The sequence below is a fragment of the Pseudomonas kilonensis genome (assembly GCF_001269885.1).
Classification (GTDB): domain Bacteria; phylum Pseudomonadota; class Gammaproteobacteria; order Pseudomonadales; family Pseudomonadaceae; genus Aquipseudomonas; species Aquipseudomonas kilonensis.
Map to the genome: position 1 here is coordinate 28,635 of NZ_LHVH01000014.1, position 14,398 is coordinate 43,032.

A 14,398-nucleotide genomic window follows, 5' to 3' on the forward strand; every position below is an offset into this window, starting at 1 on the left:
CGTTAATCACCGGGGCTGTTCATTCAGCCCCGAGTTGTTTCTGATTCACTACATGAGAATGAGTCATGGCCCTCGACATTCACGCTCACCGCATCCTGATCCTCGACTTCGGTTCCCAGTACACCCAGCTGATCGCCCGCCGCGTGCGTGAAATCGGCGTGTACTGCGAATTGCATCCGTTCGATATGGATGACGAAGCGATTCGCGAATTCGCGCCTAAAGGCGTCATCCTCGCCGGCGGCCCCGAGTCCGTGCACGAAGCCGACAGCCCGCGCTGCCCGCAAGCCGTGTTCGACCTGGGCGTGCCCGTCTTCGGTATCTGCTACGGCATGCAGACCATGGCTGAACAGCTGGGCGGCAAGGTCGAAGGTTCGGACCTGCGTGAGTTCGGTTATGCCCGCGTTGACGTAGTCGGCAAGAGCCGCCTGTTGGACGGCATCGAGGACCACGTCGACGCCGACGGCCTGTTCGGCCTGGACGTGTGGATGAGCCACGGTGACAAGGTCACCAGGATGCCGGAAGACTTCCACATCCTGGCCAGCACCCCGAGCTGCCCGATTGCCGGCATGTTCAACGATGATCGCCGTTACTACGGCGTGCAGTTCCACCCTGAAGTGACCCACACCAAGCAGGGCGGTCGCATCCTGTCGCGCTTCATCCTCGACATCTGCGAGTGCGAAGCCCTGTGGACCCCGTCGAAAATCGCTGAAGACGCCATTGCCCAAGTCCGTGCTCAAGTCGGTACTGACAACGTGCTGCTCGGCCTGTCTGGCGGCGTTGACTCCTCGGTGGTTGCCGCATTGCTGCACAAGGCCATTGGCGATCAGCTGACCTGCGTCTTCGTCGACAACGGCCTGCTGCGCCTGCACGAAGGCGAGCAAGTGATGGCCATGTTCGCCGAGAACATGGGCGTCAAAGTGATCCGCGCCAACGCCGAAGAGCAGTTCCTGAACAACCTGGCCGGCGAGTCCGACCCGGAGAAAAAGCGCAAGATCATCGGCCGCACTTTCATCGACGTGTTCGATGCCCAGTCCAACAAGCTGGACAACATCAAGTACCTGGCCCAGGGCACCATCTACCCCGACGTGATCGAGTCGGCCGGCGCCAAGAGCGGCAAGGCCCACGTGATCAAGTCCCACCACAACGTCGGTGGCCTGCCGGAAGAGATGAACCTCAAGCTGGTCGAGCCGCTGCGCGAACTGTTCAAGGACGAAGTGCGTCGCCTGGGTCTTGAGCTGGGCCTGCCGTACGACATGGTCTACCGCCACCCATTCCCGGGCCCGGGCCTGGGCGTGCGGATCCTCGGCGAAGTGAAGAAGGAATACGCCGACCTGCTGCGTCGCGCCGACCACATCTTCATCGAAGAACTGCGCAAGGCCGACTGGTACCACAAGGTCAGCCAGGCCTTCGTGGTGTTCCAACCGGTGAAGTCGGTGGGCGTGGTCGGCGATGGCCGCCGTTACGCCTGGGTCGTGGCCCTGCGTGCCGTGGAAACCATCGACTTCATGACCGCGCGCTGGGCACACCTGCCGTACGAGCTGCTGGAAACCGTTTCCGGGCGCATCATCAACGAAATCGAAGGTATTTCTCGCGTGACGTACGACGTGTCGAGCAAGCCGCCGGCGACGATTGAGTGGGAGTAAGGTTTGTCCGCACGCTCTGTTCCCTGTTCGGTAGAGCAATGCCGACAGGGTATCGATAGCGCTTTTCTGCGCAGAGGCAGTTGCGGCCTGGGACGGTTTTGATTCAGCGACGCCAGGCGCTTACGAGCTTTACCCTCAGCCTTAAACAACAAAACCCGCATTGGCGGGTTTTGTTGTTTAAGGCGCAGACGTTGATCAGAAGTCGTAACGCACGTTCGCAGTGAAGGTGTCTGCGTCGAAACCACTGCTGGTCAGGTAGTTGTACGTCCCTCCCACGCTCCACGCGCCCACGCGGTAGTTCGCGCCCAGTCCCAACTCGTAGCTGTCGCGTGCCGGTGTTGCGCCTGTAGTGGTGAACGGGGTACCGCCGAGCACGAAGGTGGAGGTGGTGCCGGCCTTGTCGCCGATGAAATCGTGCCAGGCCATCAGCTTGGCTTCCGGTTCCAGGCTGCCTACACCTACATCAAAAGCGGCCGCCAGACGAGCGCCCAGGCCCATTTCGCCGATTTCATAGCGCTGGTTGCCGACGTTGAGGGCGGCTGAGCTACCTTTTTCACGGTACGAATCCATCGATACGTTGGCATAGCGCGCACCGATCTGTGGTTCCAGTAGCCACTGCTTGTCGAGCTGGAACGTGTAGCCTGCCAGCGCGTTGACGCCGAAGATCTCACTGTCGTAGTCGGCCTTGGCGCGGGTACCGGCGATGTAGCGTTTGGACTCGTTGTCGTTCCAGCCATACATCAGCGAGGTGTCGACAAAGAAGTTGTCACGGGTCCAGTTGCCGTACAGGGTCAGTGCATGGCCGCTGACGTCGGTTTTGTTGCCCAGGTCGGATTTGACGTCGCTGGTCAGGTAGCTGTAAGCCAGGCCAACGGTAGTATCGGCGTTGAGCTTGCCGTCGGCACCCACGGCGATGCCGTTGGTGTTGGCGTCGTAGCCGTCGATACCGTGGCGGCTGTCCTGGTTGGCATCGCTGGACAGCGCTTGCAGCCATACGCCTTGTTCTGCCAGGACGTCACCGGAAGACAGACCGCTACGCGCTTTGCTGGCGCGGCGGTTGATGGCGCCTGCGACCAGGTTCTGGCTGTTGGTGGCGGCGTTGATCGCCCCACGGCTGACGTCCGGGGTCAGGGTTTCGGCAAGTTTGGCCAGGTCTTCACTGGTGGCGGCGTTGGCGAAGCGCTGGAATACCGGGTCGTTTTCGTCCAGCTGGCCCATGAGCGTGTTCTTGAACGGATTGATGGCGTTCACCGCGTTGCGCGAACCACGGGCATCCAGCAGGTCTTGAGTGATCACCTCATCACTGCGGGTGGCAACCAGTGCTTTCACGTCCTGGCCTTCAATACCGAAGCTTCTCACCTCAAGCAGCGCCGAGGAGGAAACCACGGACAGGTTCTGCGGATCTTCCCAAGTGCCAGAGTTGATGAGGGTGTAGCGGGTGCCCTGGGCCGAGGTGCGGAAGTCGTCGGAGCGAGCCTGCAGTTCGATCTGGCTGCCTGGAGCGAAGAAGGTATTGCCGGTGACTTTCAGGATCGGCGTGTTGGGCTGTGTGTTGTTATCCAGCAGCAGGCGCAAGCGCGCAGTTTCGCTGTCCATGTCGAGGTCGCCCGCAATTGTAGTCTGTGGGCGAAGCAGAGTCAGGCTGCCACCGTCGATATCGACGAAACCGGCGCGGATGGTCGAGCCATCGAACATTGCGTCCCCTTGCACCAGCACACCACTCAGGCCTAGCAGGTCACCCTTGACCTGACCACCTTGCCAGTAGAAATACGAAGGGGAGGCATTGTCGTCCGCCAAAATTGCTGCGGTGCCGCCTTCGATCAGGCCGCCTGTCTGCCTGATGGTGAGGGTGTCGAAACCGCCGGAGGTGTCGAGGCTGAGAAAATGGATACCGACTCCGTCGGCGGAGATAGTCCCGCTGTTGTTGATATCACTCTTGAAGGGAGCGCCTGTCATCTGACCGGTAAAGCGGGCGTTCTCGATCTCGATACCCGCAGAGTCGATGCCGCGAGCGGTGATAGTGCCCGAGTTATTGATGTGCGCCTGGGTCGAGGTGATCATCATGCCATTGGCATTTTCGCCAGTTACAGTGATGTTGCCGTTGTTGTTCACTTCACCTGCGGTGTTCGCCAGATACAGGTCCAGCCCCATGGCGCCGTTGCCGCTTACCGTAATGTCACCATCATTTACCAGATCGCCAGCGACGGTGGAATTGAGGGTCATGGAGATACCGGCCGGGATCTCGCTGGGGTTTGCAGCCGTCAGGTTGATTTTGCCCTGGTTGACCAGGTTGCCCGCCAGGGTCACGTCGGTCAGCTCCACACCTGCGTTTTGCGACGTCCCGGTGAAGGTGGCGTTATTGAAAACATCACCGGAGCTGCTGTAAGCCCCTGTGCTCAGGTCGTGGTTGAGGTCGAGTGCGGGTGCGGCATGGACCGTGGCAGTGGTGGCCGCGACGGACAGCGCCAACAACGAGCGGCGCAGGTGGGAAATGTTCAAGGCAGTATCCTTACAGTGCAGAAACTGACAGGGAATAACCCACGCGTCAGCGTCCGTTTTAGGCATCCCTGCCAGCTTGTCAGTGAAGTGCTGATTCAAGCGCGGGCAAATTTACACGATGCTTGTAGGATAATTCACCATAAAAAGAATAAATGAAGAAGAAATAGCTAAAAAATGCGATGCGACAGTTATTTTTTGAGGCTTTACTGCACTATTCAGCAATAAGTTGAACTTTAGATTGTCGTTGTGGTCGGGCACTAAGGTGGATGAGATTTGGATGTTTTCAAACGGACCTGCCTGCACCTAATCTAAGGATTCTCATGTGCCAACGGAGTTTTAACCCATCGGCTCCATGTCGCTTCCCACCCCCTATCATGGCTTACTCCTGGTACATGGACGCATTGGGAGAGGGGCGAGCCAAGCGCCTGTTGGTACCTATCCGCTAAGCTGCCTGGAATAATCTGGTCTGCTTCTGCGATGAGATGACGCTGGGGCAATAAGGCGAGTCGATTACGATAGTCCAGCGGATCCAGTGAACCGTCGAGTGGCGACAGTCCTTTCATCGTCGCCCACAGACGGGGACTGAGATTGCCAGCAAGGGTTTGCACCTGGGTAACATCATTGCGCTGCGCCGCTAACAATAATGCGAGGGCGGCTCCACCTGAGTACCCCACCAGTTCGAACTCCCTATTGCCATATCGCTGTTTTAATTGGTCCAGCGCCTGGCTGAGGCGGGTGACCACTTCCTGAGAGAATCGTCGATGGGTCCAGAGTGCTGATTGACAGGCTGCGGCCATGACGAACTGGCAGGGGCGTGCCAGGTACGCATTCGGTGTCGGATCATCGACCGCCAGCCGTGGCACTAACAAATTGTGCGGGCTCGGATCCAGGCTGGGTTGAGTGGCCGTCGCCCAGGAATGGCCATCGCCTTCCAGATAGACACGCAGGCGAGTTATCTTTTCTGTAGTTTGCGGCGCAAGTATGAGGAGGGGGAAGGCGTGTCCCGGTAGGACCTCCAATTGTCGGCCGCGCTCTTCAGCCAGTTGTTGCAGTGCCTCGCGCGGCGATTGGCAGGCGATGAGAAGCGCGCTGATCATCACCATCCAGGTTTTATAGAAGCAGGCCAATGTCCGGCGACAGGGAAAGCATCTACTCGTCATGAATGTTCGGCCTCTTCCTCAGACAAGCTGGCTGTCAGGGATAATCGTTTTTGTGCGCAGCTCTTGTGATCTAATCGTTTTTATCCCATCTTAACCGTTAGCTGACAAAATCAGGCGCACGCCATCATTTCTAAACCCCTGAAAGTCGTCTTGTCCGCGGAGGCCCTTTATGACCGATTTGCCCGCAGACCCGATAGGCGCCGCCTGGCTGGCCCAAACCTATGGCGTACAGCCTCTGGGGCGGCTACCCGTAACGAGTCAAGTGGGCGGGCGACGCGCAACTCAAGTCAACGACGGCTTCCGTCTGGAAACCTACACGGAGGCGATGCGACCGGATAAGGAGCCTGCCGCGCATCTGCAGTTCCATCTGCGGCATGAAGTCCCCCATCTGGAGTTCATTGCCCGTCTGTTCGAGAAAACGGGGCCAGGTTTCGTCCAGGACTGGGTTGCGACCGAGCCTACTGGGCAGTATGCGCGTCGTGCTGCGTTTCTTTATGAATGGCTGACGGGAAATACTCTGGTCGTGCCCGAACGCCTGGGTGGCAATTACGTCGATGCCATTGACGAAGCCAAGCTGGTGTCGGCATCCCGCGACCAGGTGGTGAAGGTGCAGCGCTGGCGGGTAAATGACAACCTGCCCGGCACGCGCGAATTCTGCCCCTGCTTGATCAAGACCGAGGCGGTAATGCGTGCGGTCGGACTGGACGTCCCACGCTTGTTCGGTGAACTGACGGACGAGTTCGGCGAGGATCTGCTGATGCGGTCGGCGGTCTGGATGACGTTACGCGAGAGCAAGGCCAGCTTCGCCATCGAAGGCGAGGCCGACCGGGTAGGGCGGGTGCAACGCTTTGCGGACGTGATGGCACGTCGTACAGGGCAGGGGGCGATCCCGTTGAGCAATGCCGCACTGGCAGAGTTGCAGCAGGAAATTCTCGGTGATCGGACGACGATCACCCACTTCGGCGTGCGCCAGTCACCGGTTTTCGTCGGCGAAACGGTGCGCTACCAAGAGGTGGTGCATTACGTCGCTCCTGCGGCCGATGAGATCGGCGCGATGCTTGACGGGCTGAGGGTATTTCTCGAAAGGACGCAGGGCCAGTCGTCGGTGATGCGCAGCGCAGTTGCAGCCTTTGGTTTCGTCTATATCCACCCACTCGCTGATGGTAACGGCCGTGTACACCGGTTTTTGGTCAACGATGTACTGCGACGCGACGGCGTGATCCCGGATCCGGTGATTCTACCGATCTCAGCGGTGATTACAGATGACGCGGGCGAGCGTCGCGGCTACGACCGAGTGCTGGACCAGGTCTCCAGGCCGCTTATGCAGGCTGTACGCGAACAAGTAGTCTTTGAGCCCCGGCAGACGACCTATCCAGACGGTGTCGTATCGAACTTCTCTTTTCAAGGTGCTGACCAGGCCCGACCGCTGTGGCGTTATCCGGATCTCGGACCTCATACCGTGTTCCTGGCCAATATCATTGGCCGGACGTTGACCGAGCAGATGCGCGAAGAGTCTCGTTACCTGCGCAGCCACGCGCGCGCGCGCGCGATGTTGAAGGAGGTGGTCGAGATGCCCGATCAACAGGCAGATCGGGTGCTGCGCTCAATCGAGCAGAATCGCGGCGAGTTGAGCAATGTGCTTGCCAAGGAAATGCCCGTGCTGCAACAGGTCGGGGTGTGGGCCGAAATCGTTGATGTCGTCTCGCGGGCGTTTGCGCAGGACGGTGGAGTGGGTGCTGGCGTGATTGATCGATATCGCCCGGGAAAGCCCGTCGACCGCTGAAGCCCTTCATGCAGCTTCCCCGTCACCTTTCGCTACGATTGCCGTCTCAGCGGGCACCGAGACACGCTTATCATCGAACGGTATGGCCTGCGGATAGTGCAGCCATTCGAAATTAGTGTGGTTGTCATTTGACAACCTGACTGGTCATGCGAATACTGGAGATCACGGATGATTCGTCCAACGCATCCGAAGAAAGAAATTGAAGAAGCACTCAGGCATGCCGAAGGGCAGGGGTGGCGTGTAGACGTTGGCGGCAGTCACGCCTGGGGGCGGGTTTATTGCCCGTACAAAGAGGTGGAGTGCCGTTGTGGCGAGTTCTGCATCACCTCGATATGGAGCACGCCGAAGAACCCTGGCAACCATGCGCGAGCATTGCGACGCGTCGTGGACAATTGCACTGCGCATCGCAATCGGCGCGAGGCTGATGACGATGCTGAGGAATAGAACAATGGAATATATTTTTACCTTGAAATATCAGCTTGCTGACGATGGCTGTGCCATGGATGAACTGGTCGAGCGGCTGGGAGAAGCGGGCTGCGACGATGCCTTGGTAGGCATCGGGCAGCCGGGGCGTCTGGCGCTTGAGTTCACTCGCGAGGCTCCTGATGCGGTCAAGGCTGTGCTTAGCGCTCTGGCCGACGTCCATCGCGCGGTGCCGTCGGCCAAATTGATCGAGGTTGCGCCTGATTTGGTCGGGTTGACCGACGTTGCCGAGATCGTAGGTGTGTCTCGGCAGAATATGCGCAAGTTGATGTTGGCCCATCCAGGTAGCTTCCCGACGCCGGTGCATGAGGGCAGTACATCTATCTGGCATTTGGCAGATGTTCTGGGTTGGCTGCAGGCCAGGGGCAGCTATTCGCTTACCAAGAATGTGTTGGATGTGGCCCAAGTGGCGCTGCAGGTCAACGTTGCGAAAGAAGGTCGACGGTTGCCTGGTATGGCTTGCGAAGAGTTGGACGCTTTGGTTGGGTGACAGTCTTGGGGAATAACGGAGTAGCCGAAGCTGGCACATGGCGATAACGGTTCCGGGGGGCTGCTGTGCAGCCCAACGGGGATAAATCCCCTCGCCACAGGGGCAGAGGCGTTTTCCAGGCGTCTGTGCCTAGCCGCTGCGCAAAGTCGTGTTTCAAATTGTGCTTAAATGCCAACTTCCCCATCGTTGCTCTTGGCTTGTCCACGTTTGTCCGTCGCTCTCTGCTCGTGAATGCGCAAAGCTGTCGGCCGCTCACAACAAGACTGCAAACTTCCATCCCAAGAACACCGTGCCGACAAACTCAGAAACGGTGTCACTGCCCTTATGTTCAAACGCATCCTGTCCGCTCTGAGCGGCAAGAAATCCAGCACGTCGACACCGGTTTCTTCCGCGCACGCTGATGCGCCGCCGCCCCAGCCGGACGAGGGTGAATTGATCACGGTCTACGACAGCTACGGTCGTGAGATGCAGATCACCCGCAACGAGTGGCGCAACAACGTCTTCCTGCCAAACCTGCGAGAGAAATGGAATTCTGCCGACGAACTCTACAGCCTGATTATCTCGGGTTTGAATGATGGTTTTGTCGCTGACTTGATTCCGGCCGCGGCACAACTGGTCGAGATCGACAGCAACCCCGAGCGCAGTCATGTCATCCAGGGCATTGTGCTGCTGGAGAACGGCCAGCTCGATGCCGCCGAAAACGCGCTGCGCACCGGGATGGCGAAAGTGGGCGCGACAGGCACCTTGCTGACCAACCTGGCCAAGGTCTTCAGCGAGCGCGGCGAGCAGGCGCTTGCCGATGAAACGCTTTGGCACGCGATCCAGGCCGACCCGAATCAAGAGAATGGCCTGTTGTGGTGGGCGGCCCTTCAGCGGGAACGAGGGGGCGAGGCGGGTTATCTCGAGGCGCTGCGTACCGTGGCTGCGTTGCCCGGCAGTTGGCGTGCGCCCTTGTGGTTGGCGCGTCATTGCCTGGAACAGAAGGACGTCGAATCGGCACGCGGGTTTTACACGCAGGTGCTGACGGCGGGTACGTTCGACGGCAGCGCGCTGATGATGATCTCGGGCGACTTGGGTAACAACGGCCAGATTCCACTGATCATCGAGCTGGTCGAGCCCGTCTATGATGAGCGCAAACACGACCCCATGGCCGGTATCAACTTGCTGCGCGCCTATCAGGAACTTGGCCAAGCGGCCGCAGGCGAGGCGCTGCTCGCCCGCCTGTATGCCCTGGGTTTTGCGCCGATCAAAAGCCAGCTCGACCAGTTTGCCCAAGCCTTCCAGCAAATGCACAAGCAGGACGCCCAAGGCGTGCCGGTGGATCCTGAAAGCCTGCAGTTCGCGACGTTGGCATTGAGCCAGCCGATCTGGCACTACGGTTTGCGCAACGCCGATTGGTTCTTCGCGCAGAAACCGGAAGGGGCATCGCAAATCGGTTTCTTCGCGCTGTCCAAAAGCACAGACGGGGCAGAGCGCGCCGAATCGCAACGGGAGGATGAACTGGGGCGCTTCTCGCGCGCGATTCCTCTCTATCTGGCCGAAGCCGTGCACTACTGGAGCGACCATGTAGGCACGTGTTATATCCAAATCGTGGAAGGCGGCGGCCCGGTGCTATCGGGGGGTGAAGCCGACGGCCAAGCGCTTTTCGATATCGTGCCGCCGACGATGAAGTCCTTCATCACCGGCGAGATCGGCTGTTCGGGTGAAGGTGATCTAGCCCAATGGCAGCTTTCCCTGAGCCTCTGGGACTGCGCGACTCGCACCAGGCAAACTACCGAAAGCGGCAGCGCGACGAAGGCCGGCATCGGTGCTCTGGTACTCGACCTTGAGCAGCGTTTGCTTGCGCGCATTGGCCTGAAGCGCGAGACGCCCGTGGATTCGTTCTACCTGCATCCCACCGCCGAAGCCTTGCCGGTCTACCTGACCGAGCTGGGCCAGGCCTTCATGTTGACGCTGCTGGCGAACGGGCGCATGCCTAAATCCGCGATGTGGGGTGAGCGTGCCATGCTCGACTGGCCGCTCAACATGGCTCTTCATTGGCCCACGGTGGAAGTCGCCAAGCTGATGTACATCTCCGGGTTGGGCAAGGCCCACGATTACCAGTCGGACGTACTCGCCGAATACAAAGAGCGCAGCCTGCAGTGGCTGCGCGAGTTGGAGCAGGCGGGCAACCCTGCATCGCGCTTGGCGCCGTTGATATGGAAGGTGTTCGGTATGCAGGCGGAGCTACACGCTTACCTGCGCAACTTGCCCGACGATACAAGTGCTGCGCACAAGGCCTGGTTGGAGCGGGTGAGCGAGTAGTCGCTCGGTTTTTTTTACGCCACGCGGTGCAAAAGCACGCTGATCGTTCGAATCATTCTCCTATCGGGAAAACGCTGGGAAAAACCACCACACGTTTTTTTCATTTTGCTTTCCTTACCGTTTCTCATCCGCGGGTGTATCGTATTCGCCTTTTGCGGGCCCAACGGTTCGCCGCGGATTCAATAGGTGGTTGCGTTCATGTCCTTTACCCGTCGCCAAATACTCGGTGGCCTGGCCGGTCTTGTTGTCGTTGGCGTGGGTGCGGGAGGTGCGTCGCGGTACTGGTTGGGCAAGCGCGCCGATGCCGAGGCCGGTCACGACTATGAATTGATCGCCGCACCGCTGGACGTCGAGCTGGTGGCCGGGCACAAGACCCAGGCCTGGGCGTTTGGCTCTTCGGCGCCGGGCACCGAGTTGCGGGTGCGCCAGGGTGAGTGGCTGCGGGTACGTTTCATCAATCACCTGCCGGTCGCCACCACCATTCATTGGCACGGGATCCGTTTGCCGCTGGAGATGGACGGTGTGCCGTATGTCTCGCAACTGCCGGTGCTGCCGGGCGAGTATTTCGATTACAAATTCCGCGTGCCGGACGCTGGCAGCTATTGGTATCACCCCCACGTCAACAGCAGCGAAGAGCTCGGGCGTGGGCTGGTGGGGCCGTTGATCATCGAAGAGCGTGAGCCCACCGGTTTCAAGTACGAACAAACCCTGAGCCTCAAGAGCTGGCATGTGGACGAGCAGGGCGAGTTCGTCGCGTTCAGCATTCCCCGTGAAGCGGCGCGTGGCGGCACGGCTGGCCGGCTGGCGACCATCAACGGCGTGGCGCAAGCGGTGATTGACCTGCCGGCCGGGCAGATCACCCGGGTGCGCTTGCTCAATCTGGACAACACCCTGACGTATCGCATCAACATCCCAGGCGTTGAAGCGCAGATCTATGCACTGGACGGCAACCCCATCGAACCGCGCCCGTTGGGCAAGGAATACTGGCTTGGCCCGGGCATGCGCATTTGCCTGGCGATCAAGGCACCGCCAGCCGGCGAAGAGTTGTCGTTGCGCAATGGCCCGGTGCGCCTGGGGACCTTGCGTTCGGTGCCTAACAGTGACGCGCCGAGCCAATGGCCGCCGGCGCTGCCGCCCAACCCGGTGTCGGAGCCGGACCTGGCCAATGCCGAAAAACTCAACTTCAATTTCGAATGGGTTGGCTCGGTGTCGGTCAATGTCGACAATGGCAAGCCACCGAGCCTGTGGCAGATCAACGGCAAGGCCTGGGACATCACCGACAAGACCTGCGCTGACCGGCCGATCGCCACGCTGAAGAAAGGCCAGAGCTACATTTTCGAATTGAAGAACATGACCCAGTACCAGCACCCGATCCATTTGCACGGCATGAGCTTCAAGGTGATCGCGTCGAACCGGCACAAGGTCGTGCCGTATTTCACCGACACTTACCTGCTGGGCAAGAACGAGCGGGCGCAGGTGGCGCTGGTGGCGGATAATCCAGGTGTGTGGATGTTCCACTGCCATGTGATCGACCACATGGAAACCGGCCTGATGGCCGCCATCGAGGTGGCTTGATGCGCCAGATTCGCCCTGCCCGGATCATCGACCGCAGCCGTGACCAGGACTTCATGCGCGAAGCCCTGGCCCTCGCCGCACAAGGCGCCGCCCTGGGCGAAGTGCCCGTGGGCGCGGTGCTGGTGCAGGACGGCGAGATCATCGGACGCGGTTTCAACTGCCCGATCAGCGGCCACGACCCCAGTGCCCACGCCGAAATGGTCGCCATCCGCGCCGCCGCCCAGGCGGTGAGCAACTATCGCCTGCCCGGCAGCACGCTGTATGTAACGTTGGAGCCATGCAGCATGTGCGCTGGCCTGATCGTCCATTCGCGTATCGCCCGGGTCGTCTACGGCGCCCTGGAGCCCAAGGCCGGCATCGTGCAGAGCCAGGGGCAGTTCTTCAACCAGGGTTTCCTGAACCATCGGGTGATGTACGAGGGCGGGGTGTTGGCCGAGGAATGCAGCACCATGCTGAGTGAGTTCTTCAAGGCCCGAAGAGCCAAATCCTCAGACTAAACACTTATCTCCTGTGGGAGCGAACCTCTGTAGGAGTGAACCTTTGTGGGAGCAAGGCTTGCCCGCGATGAACGATAACGCGGCCTTGCTATAGACCGCGGTGCCTCCATCGCGGGCAAGCCTTGCTCCCACAAGGGCTCGCCCCCACAGGGGGATTTGTGGCTGTCTGGGTTATTTCCGCGCCACAATCACCGCCCGCATCGGCGCCGGCAGCCCTTCGATGGTTTTGCTGTGGTCGGCGGGGTCGAGGAAGTCGCTCAGCGACTGATACTTCATCCACTCGGTGCTGCGCTGTTCCTCTACGGTGGTCAGGCTCACGTCCACGCAACGCACGTCGCTGAACCCGGCGCGGCGCAGCCAGCGCTCCAGGGCCGGGACCGACGGCAGGAACCACACGTTGCGCATCTGCGCGTAGCGGTCCTCGGGCACCAGCACCTGGTGTTCGTCGCCCTCGATCACCAGGGTTTCCAGCACCAGTTCGCCGCCCTTGACCAGGCAGTCCTTCAAGGCCAGCAGGTGCTCGATCGGCGAGCGGCGGTGGTAGAACACGCCCATGGAAAACACCGTGTCGAAGCCTTCCAGCTCTGCTGGCAGGGCCTCGAAGGGGAACGGCAAATGCCAGGCGTTGGGCTGCGACAGGTAGCGCTGCACCGCCTGGAACTGGCAGAAGAACAGCCAATTGGGGTCGACGCCGATCACCGTGTCCGCCCCGGCGCCGAGCATCCGCCACATGTAGTAGCCGTTGCCGCAGCCCACATCGAGGATGCGCTTGCCTTTCAGGTCCAGGTGCGGGGCCACCCGTGACCACTTCCAGTCCGAGCGCCATTCGGTGTCCACGTGCACGCCAAACAGGTCGAAAGGGCCTTTGCGCCATGGCGACAGGCCCATCAACGCGGTACGCATTTGCGCACGGGTTTCGTCGGAACAATCGGTGTCGAGCGTCAGACCATTCAGCAGGTCGACTGTGGTGGGTTGCAAGGCCGGCAGCGCATCGAGCGCGCTTTGCCAACGCTCCAGATCGCCATGGCCCTTTTCCATCTTGCTGTCGAGTTGCGTCTGCAGCGTCGCGGCCCAATCGGCCAGGGGCGTGCCGGCCAGATGGCGGGCGAGGGGGGACAGATCAATCATGGCAGGGCAATCAACGAGGCGAAGTTAAGACACTGGAACCACGGCACGACTTTCGAGAACCCGGCTGCCAGCAGGCGCTCGCGGTGTTCTTCGAGGCTGTCGGGCTTCATGACGTTTTCGATGGCGCTGCGTTTCTGGGCAATTTCCAGCTCGCTGTAGCCGTTGGCGCGCTTGAACGCCACGTGCAGGTCGGTGAGCAGGGCGTGTTCCTCGGCATCGTTGAACCGCAATTTTTCCGACAGGATCAGGGCGCCGCCCGGCAGCAGGGACTGGCGGATGCGGCTCAACAATGCGGTGCGCTGGTCCGGCGCGATGAATTGCAGGGTGAAGTTCAGTGCCACCACCGAGGCCGGCTGGAACGTCAGGGCGAGGATGTCGCCTTCGATCACTTCCACCGGCAGCAGCTCCTGGAACATCGAGTCCTGGCCGTTGAGGTATTCGCGGCAGCGCTCGACCATGGCCGCCGAGTTATCCACAGCGATTACCCGGCAACCGTCCGTGCGCACGTGGCGGCGCAGGGCCTGGGTCACGGCGCCCAGGGACGAGCCCAGGTCGTAGAGCACGCTGCCCGGCTGGGCGAATTGCGCGGCGAGCACGCCAAGGTTTTCGACAATGGTCGGGTAACCCGGTACCGAACGCTTGATCATGTCCGGAAACACCCGCACCACGTCCTCGTTGAAGGCGAAGTCCGGCACTTGGGCCAGGGGTTGGGCGAATAGGCGATCGGGATCTTTACTCACGGCGGTTCCAGCGGCATGGGTGGTGAAAAGGCCGGCATTTTAACCAAAAAACCTGTGGGAGCGAGCTTTGTGGGAGCAAGGCTTTGTAGGAGTAAG

11 protein-coding genes are annotated in these 14,398 nt (G+C 60.3%); 7 read left to right on the top strand and 4 right to left on the bottom strand.

Translation table 11 applies throughout. The features are described from left to right. The first annotated feature begins 65 nt into the window (after window positions 1-65). Window positions 66-1,643, top strand: coding sequence for a glutamine-hydrolyzing GMP synthase (gene guaA / locus AD662_RS04945; RefSeq protein ID WP_003198041.1), 1,578 nt, complete (start codon window positions 66-68; stop codon window positions 1,641-1,643). Window positions 1,644-1,838: 195 nt separating this feature from the next. Here guaA and AD662_RS04950 read toward each other — a convergent pair whose 3' ends face one another. After that, the gene (locus AD662_RS04950; RefSeq protein ID WP_053185818.1) at window positions 1,839-4,142 is read right to left on the bottom strand and encodes an autotransporter family protein; all 2,304 of its coding nucleotides are present in this window, start codon (window positions 4,140-4,142) and stop codon (window positions 1,839-1,841) included. A gap of 308 nt (window positions 4,143-4,450) precedes the next feature. Next, entirely contained in the window at window positions 4,451-5,239 is a 789-nt protein-coding gene (locus AD662_RS04955) for a hypothetical protein (protein ID WP_018611177.1), read from the bottom strand. Window positions 5,240-5,471: 232 nt separating this feature from the next. Here AD662_RS04955 and AD662_RS04960 point away from each other — a divergent pair, with 232 nt between their 5' ends. From AD662_RS04960 to tadA, 6 genes are all read left to right on the top strand, one after another. Beyond that, window positions 5,472-7,085: a Fic family protein gene (locus AD662_RS04960; RefSeq protein ID WP_053185821.1), complete on the top strand. Its 1,614-nt coding sequence runs from the start codon at window positions 5,472-5,474 to the stop codon at window positions 7,083-7,085. 168 nt (window positions 7,086-7,253) lie between these two features. Next, window positions 7,254-7,529, top strand: a complete 276-nt coding sequence (locus tag AD662_RS28125; protein ID WP_074849556.1) for a hypothetical protein — start codon at window positions 7,254-7,256, stop codon at window positions 7,527-7,529. Window positions 7,530-7,533: 4 nt separating this feature from the next. After that, on the top strand, window positions 7,534-8,058 hold the full coding sequence (locus tag AD662_RS04965) for a helix-turn-helix transcriptional regulator (RefSeq protein ID WP_053185984.1): 525 nt from the start codon (window positions 7,534-7,536) through the stop codon (window positions 8,056-8,058). A 324-nt stretch (window positions 8,059-8,382) separates the two neighbouring features. Beyond that, complete coding sequence (locus AD662_RS04970) at window positions 8,383-10,362, top strand: tetratricopeptide repeat protein (protein WP_053185824.1); 1,980 nt, start codon at window positions 8,383-8,385, stop codon at window positions 10,360-10,362. Window positions 10,363-10,560: 198 nt separating this feature from the next. Next, complete coding sequence (locus tag AD662_RS04975) at window positions 10,561-11,937, top strand: multicopper oxidase family protein (protein ID WP_018611169.1); 1,377 nt, start codon at window positions 10,561-10,563, stop codon at window positions 11,935-11,937. Further along, complete coding sequence (gene tadA, locus AD662_RS04980) at window positions 11,937-12,434, top strand: tRNA adenosine(34) deaminase TadA (RefSeq protein ID WP_018611167.1); 498 nt, start codon at window positions 11,937-11,939, stop codon at window positions 12,432-12,434. The genes AD662_RS04975 and tadA overlap by 1 nt, the downstream gene beginning before the upstream one ends. A gap of 171 nt (window positions 12,435-12,605) precedes the next feature. Here the strand turns inward: tadA and cmoB are convergent, their stop codons facing one another. Together cmoB and cmoA are read right to left on the bottom strand one after the other, a co-directional pair. Further along, window positions 12,606-13,562 carry a tRNA 5-methoxyuridine(34)/uridine 5-oxyacetic acid(34) synthase CmoB gene (gene cmoB, locus AD662_RS04985; protein WP_043042530.1) on the bottom strand — a complete coding sequence of 319 codons (957 nt, stop codon included), beginning with the start codon at window positions 13,560-13,562 and terminating at the stop codon, window positions 12,606-12,608. After that, entirely contained in the window at window positions 13,559-14,302 is a 744-nt protein-coding gene (cmoA, locus tag AD662_RS04990; protein WP_018611163.1) for a carboxy-S-adenosyl-L-methionine synthase CmoA, read from the bottom strand. The genes cmoB and cmoA overlap by 4 nt, the downstream gene beginning before the upstream one ends. Window positions 14,303-14,398 lie beyond the last annotated feature (96 nt).

Excerpts from the sequence above, each read along its gene's own strand:
- guaA (WP_003198041.1), top strand. The coding sequence starts at position 66 with ATGGCCCTCGACATTCACGCTCACCGCATCCTGATCCTCGACTTCGGT.
- AD662_RS28125 (WP_074849556.1), top strand. The coding sequence starts at position 7,254 with ATGATTCGTCCAACGCATCCGAAGAAAGAAATTGAAGAAGCACTCAGG.
- AD662_RS04960 (WP_053185821.1), top strand. The coding sequence starts at position 5,472 with ATGACCGATTTGCCCGCAGACCCGATAGGCGCCGCCTGGCTGGCCCAA.
- AD662_RS04970 (WP_053185824.1), top strand. The coding sequence starts at position 8,383 with ATGTTCAAACGCATCCTGTCCGCTCTGAGCGGCAAGAAATCCAGCACG.
- AD662_RS04975 (WP_018611169.1), top strand. The coding sequence starts at position 10,561 with ATGTCCTTTACCCGTCGCCAAATACTCGGTGGCCTGGCCGGTCTTGTT.
- AD662_RS04965 (WP_053185984.1), top strand. The coding sequence starts at position 7,534 with ATGGAATATATTTTTACCTTGAAATATCAGCTTGCTGACGATGGCTGT.
- AD662_RS04955 (WP_018611177.1), bottom strand. The coding sequence starts at position 5,239 with ATGATCAGCGCGCTTCTCATCGCCTGCCAATCGCCGCGCGAGGCACTG.
- tadA (WP_018611167.1), top strand. The coding sequence starts at position 11,937 with ATGCGCCAGATTCGCCCTGCCCGGATCATCGACCGCAGCCGTGACCAG.
- cmoB (WP_043042530.1), bottom strand. The coding sequence starts at position 13,562 with ATGATTGATCTGTCCCCCCTCGCCCGCCATCTGGCCGGCACGCCCCTG.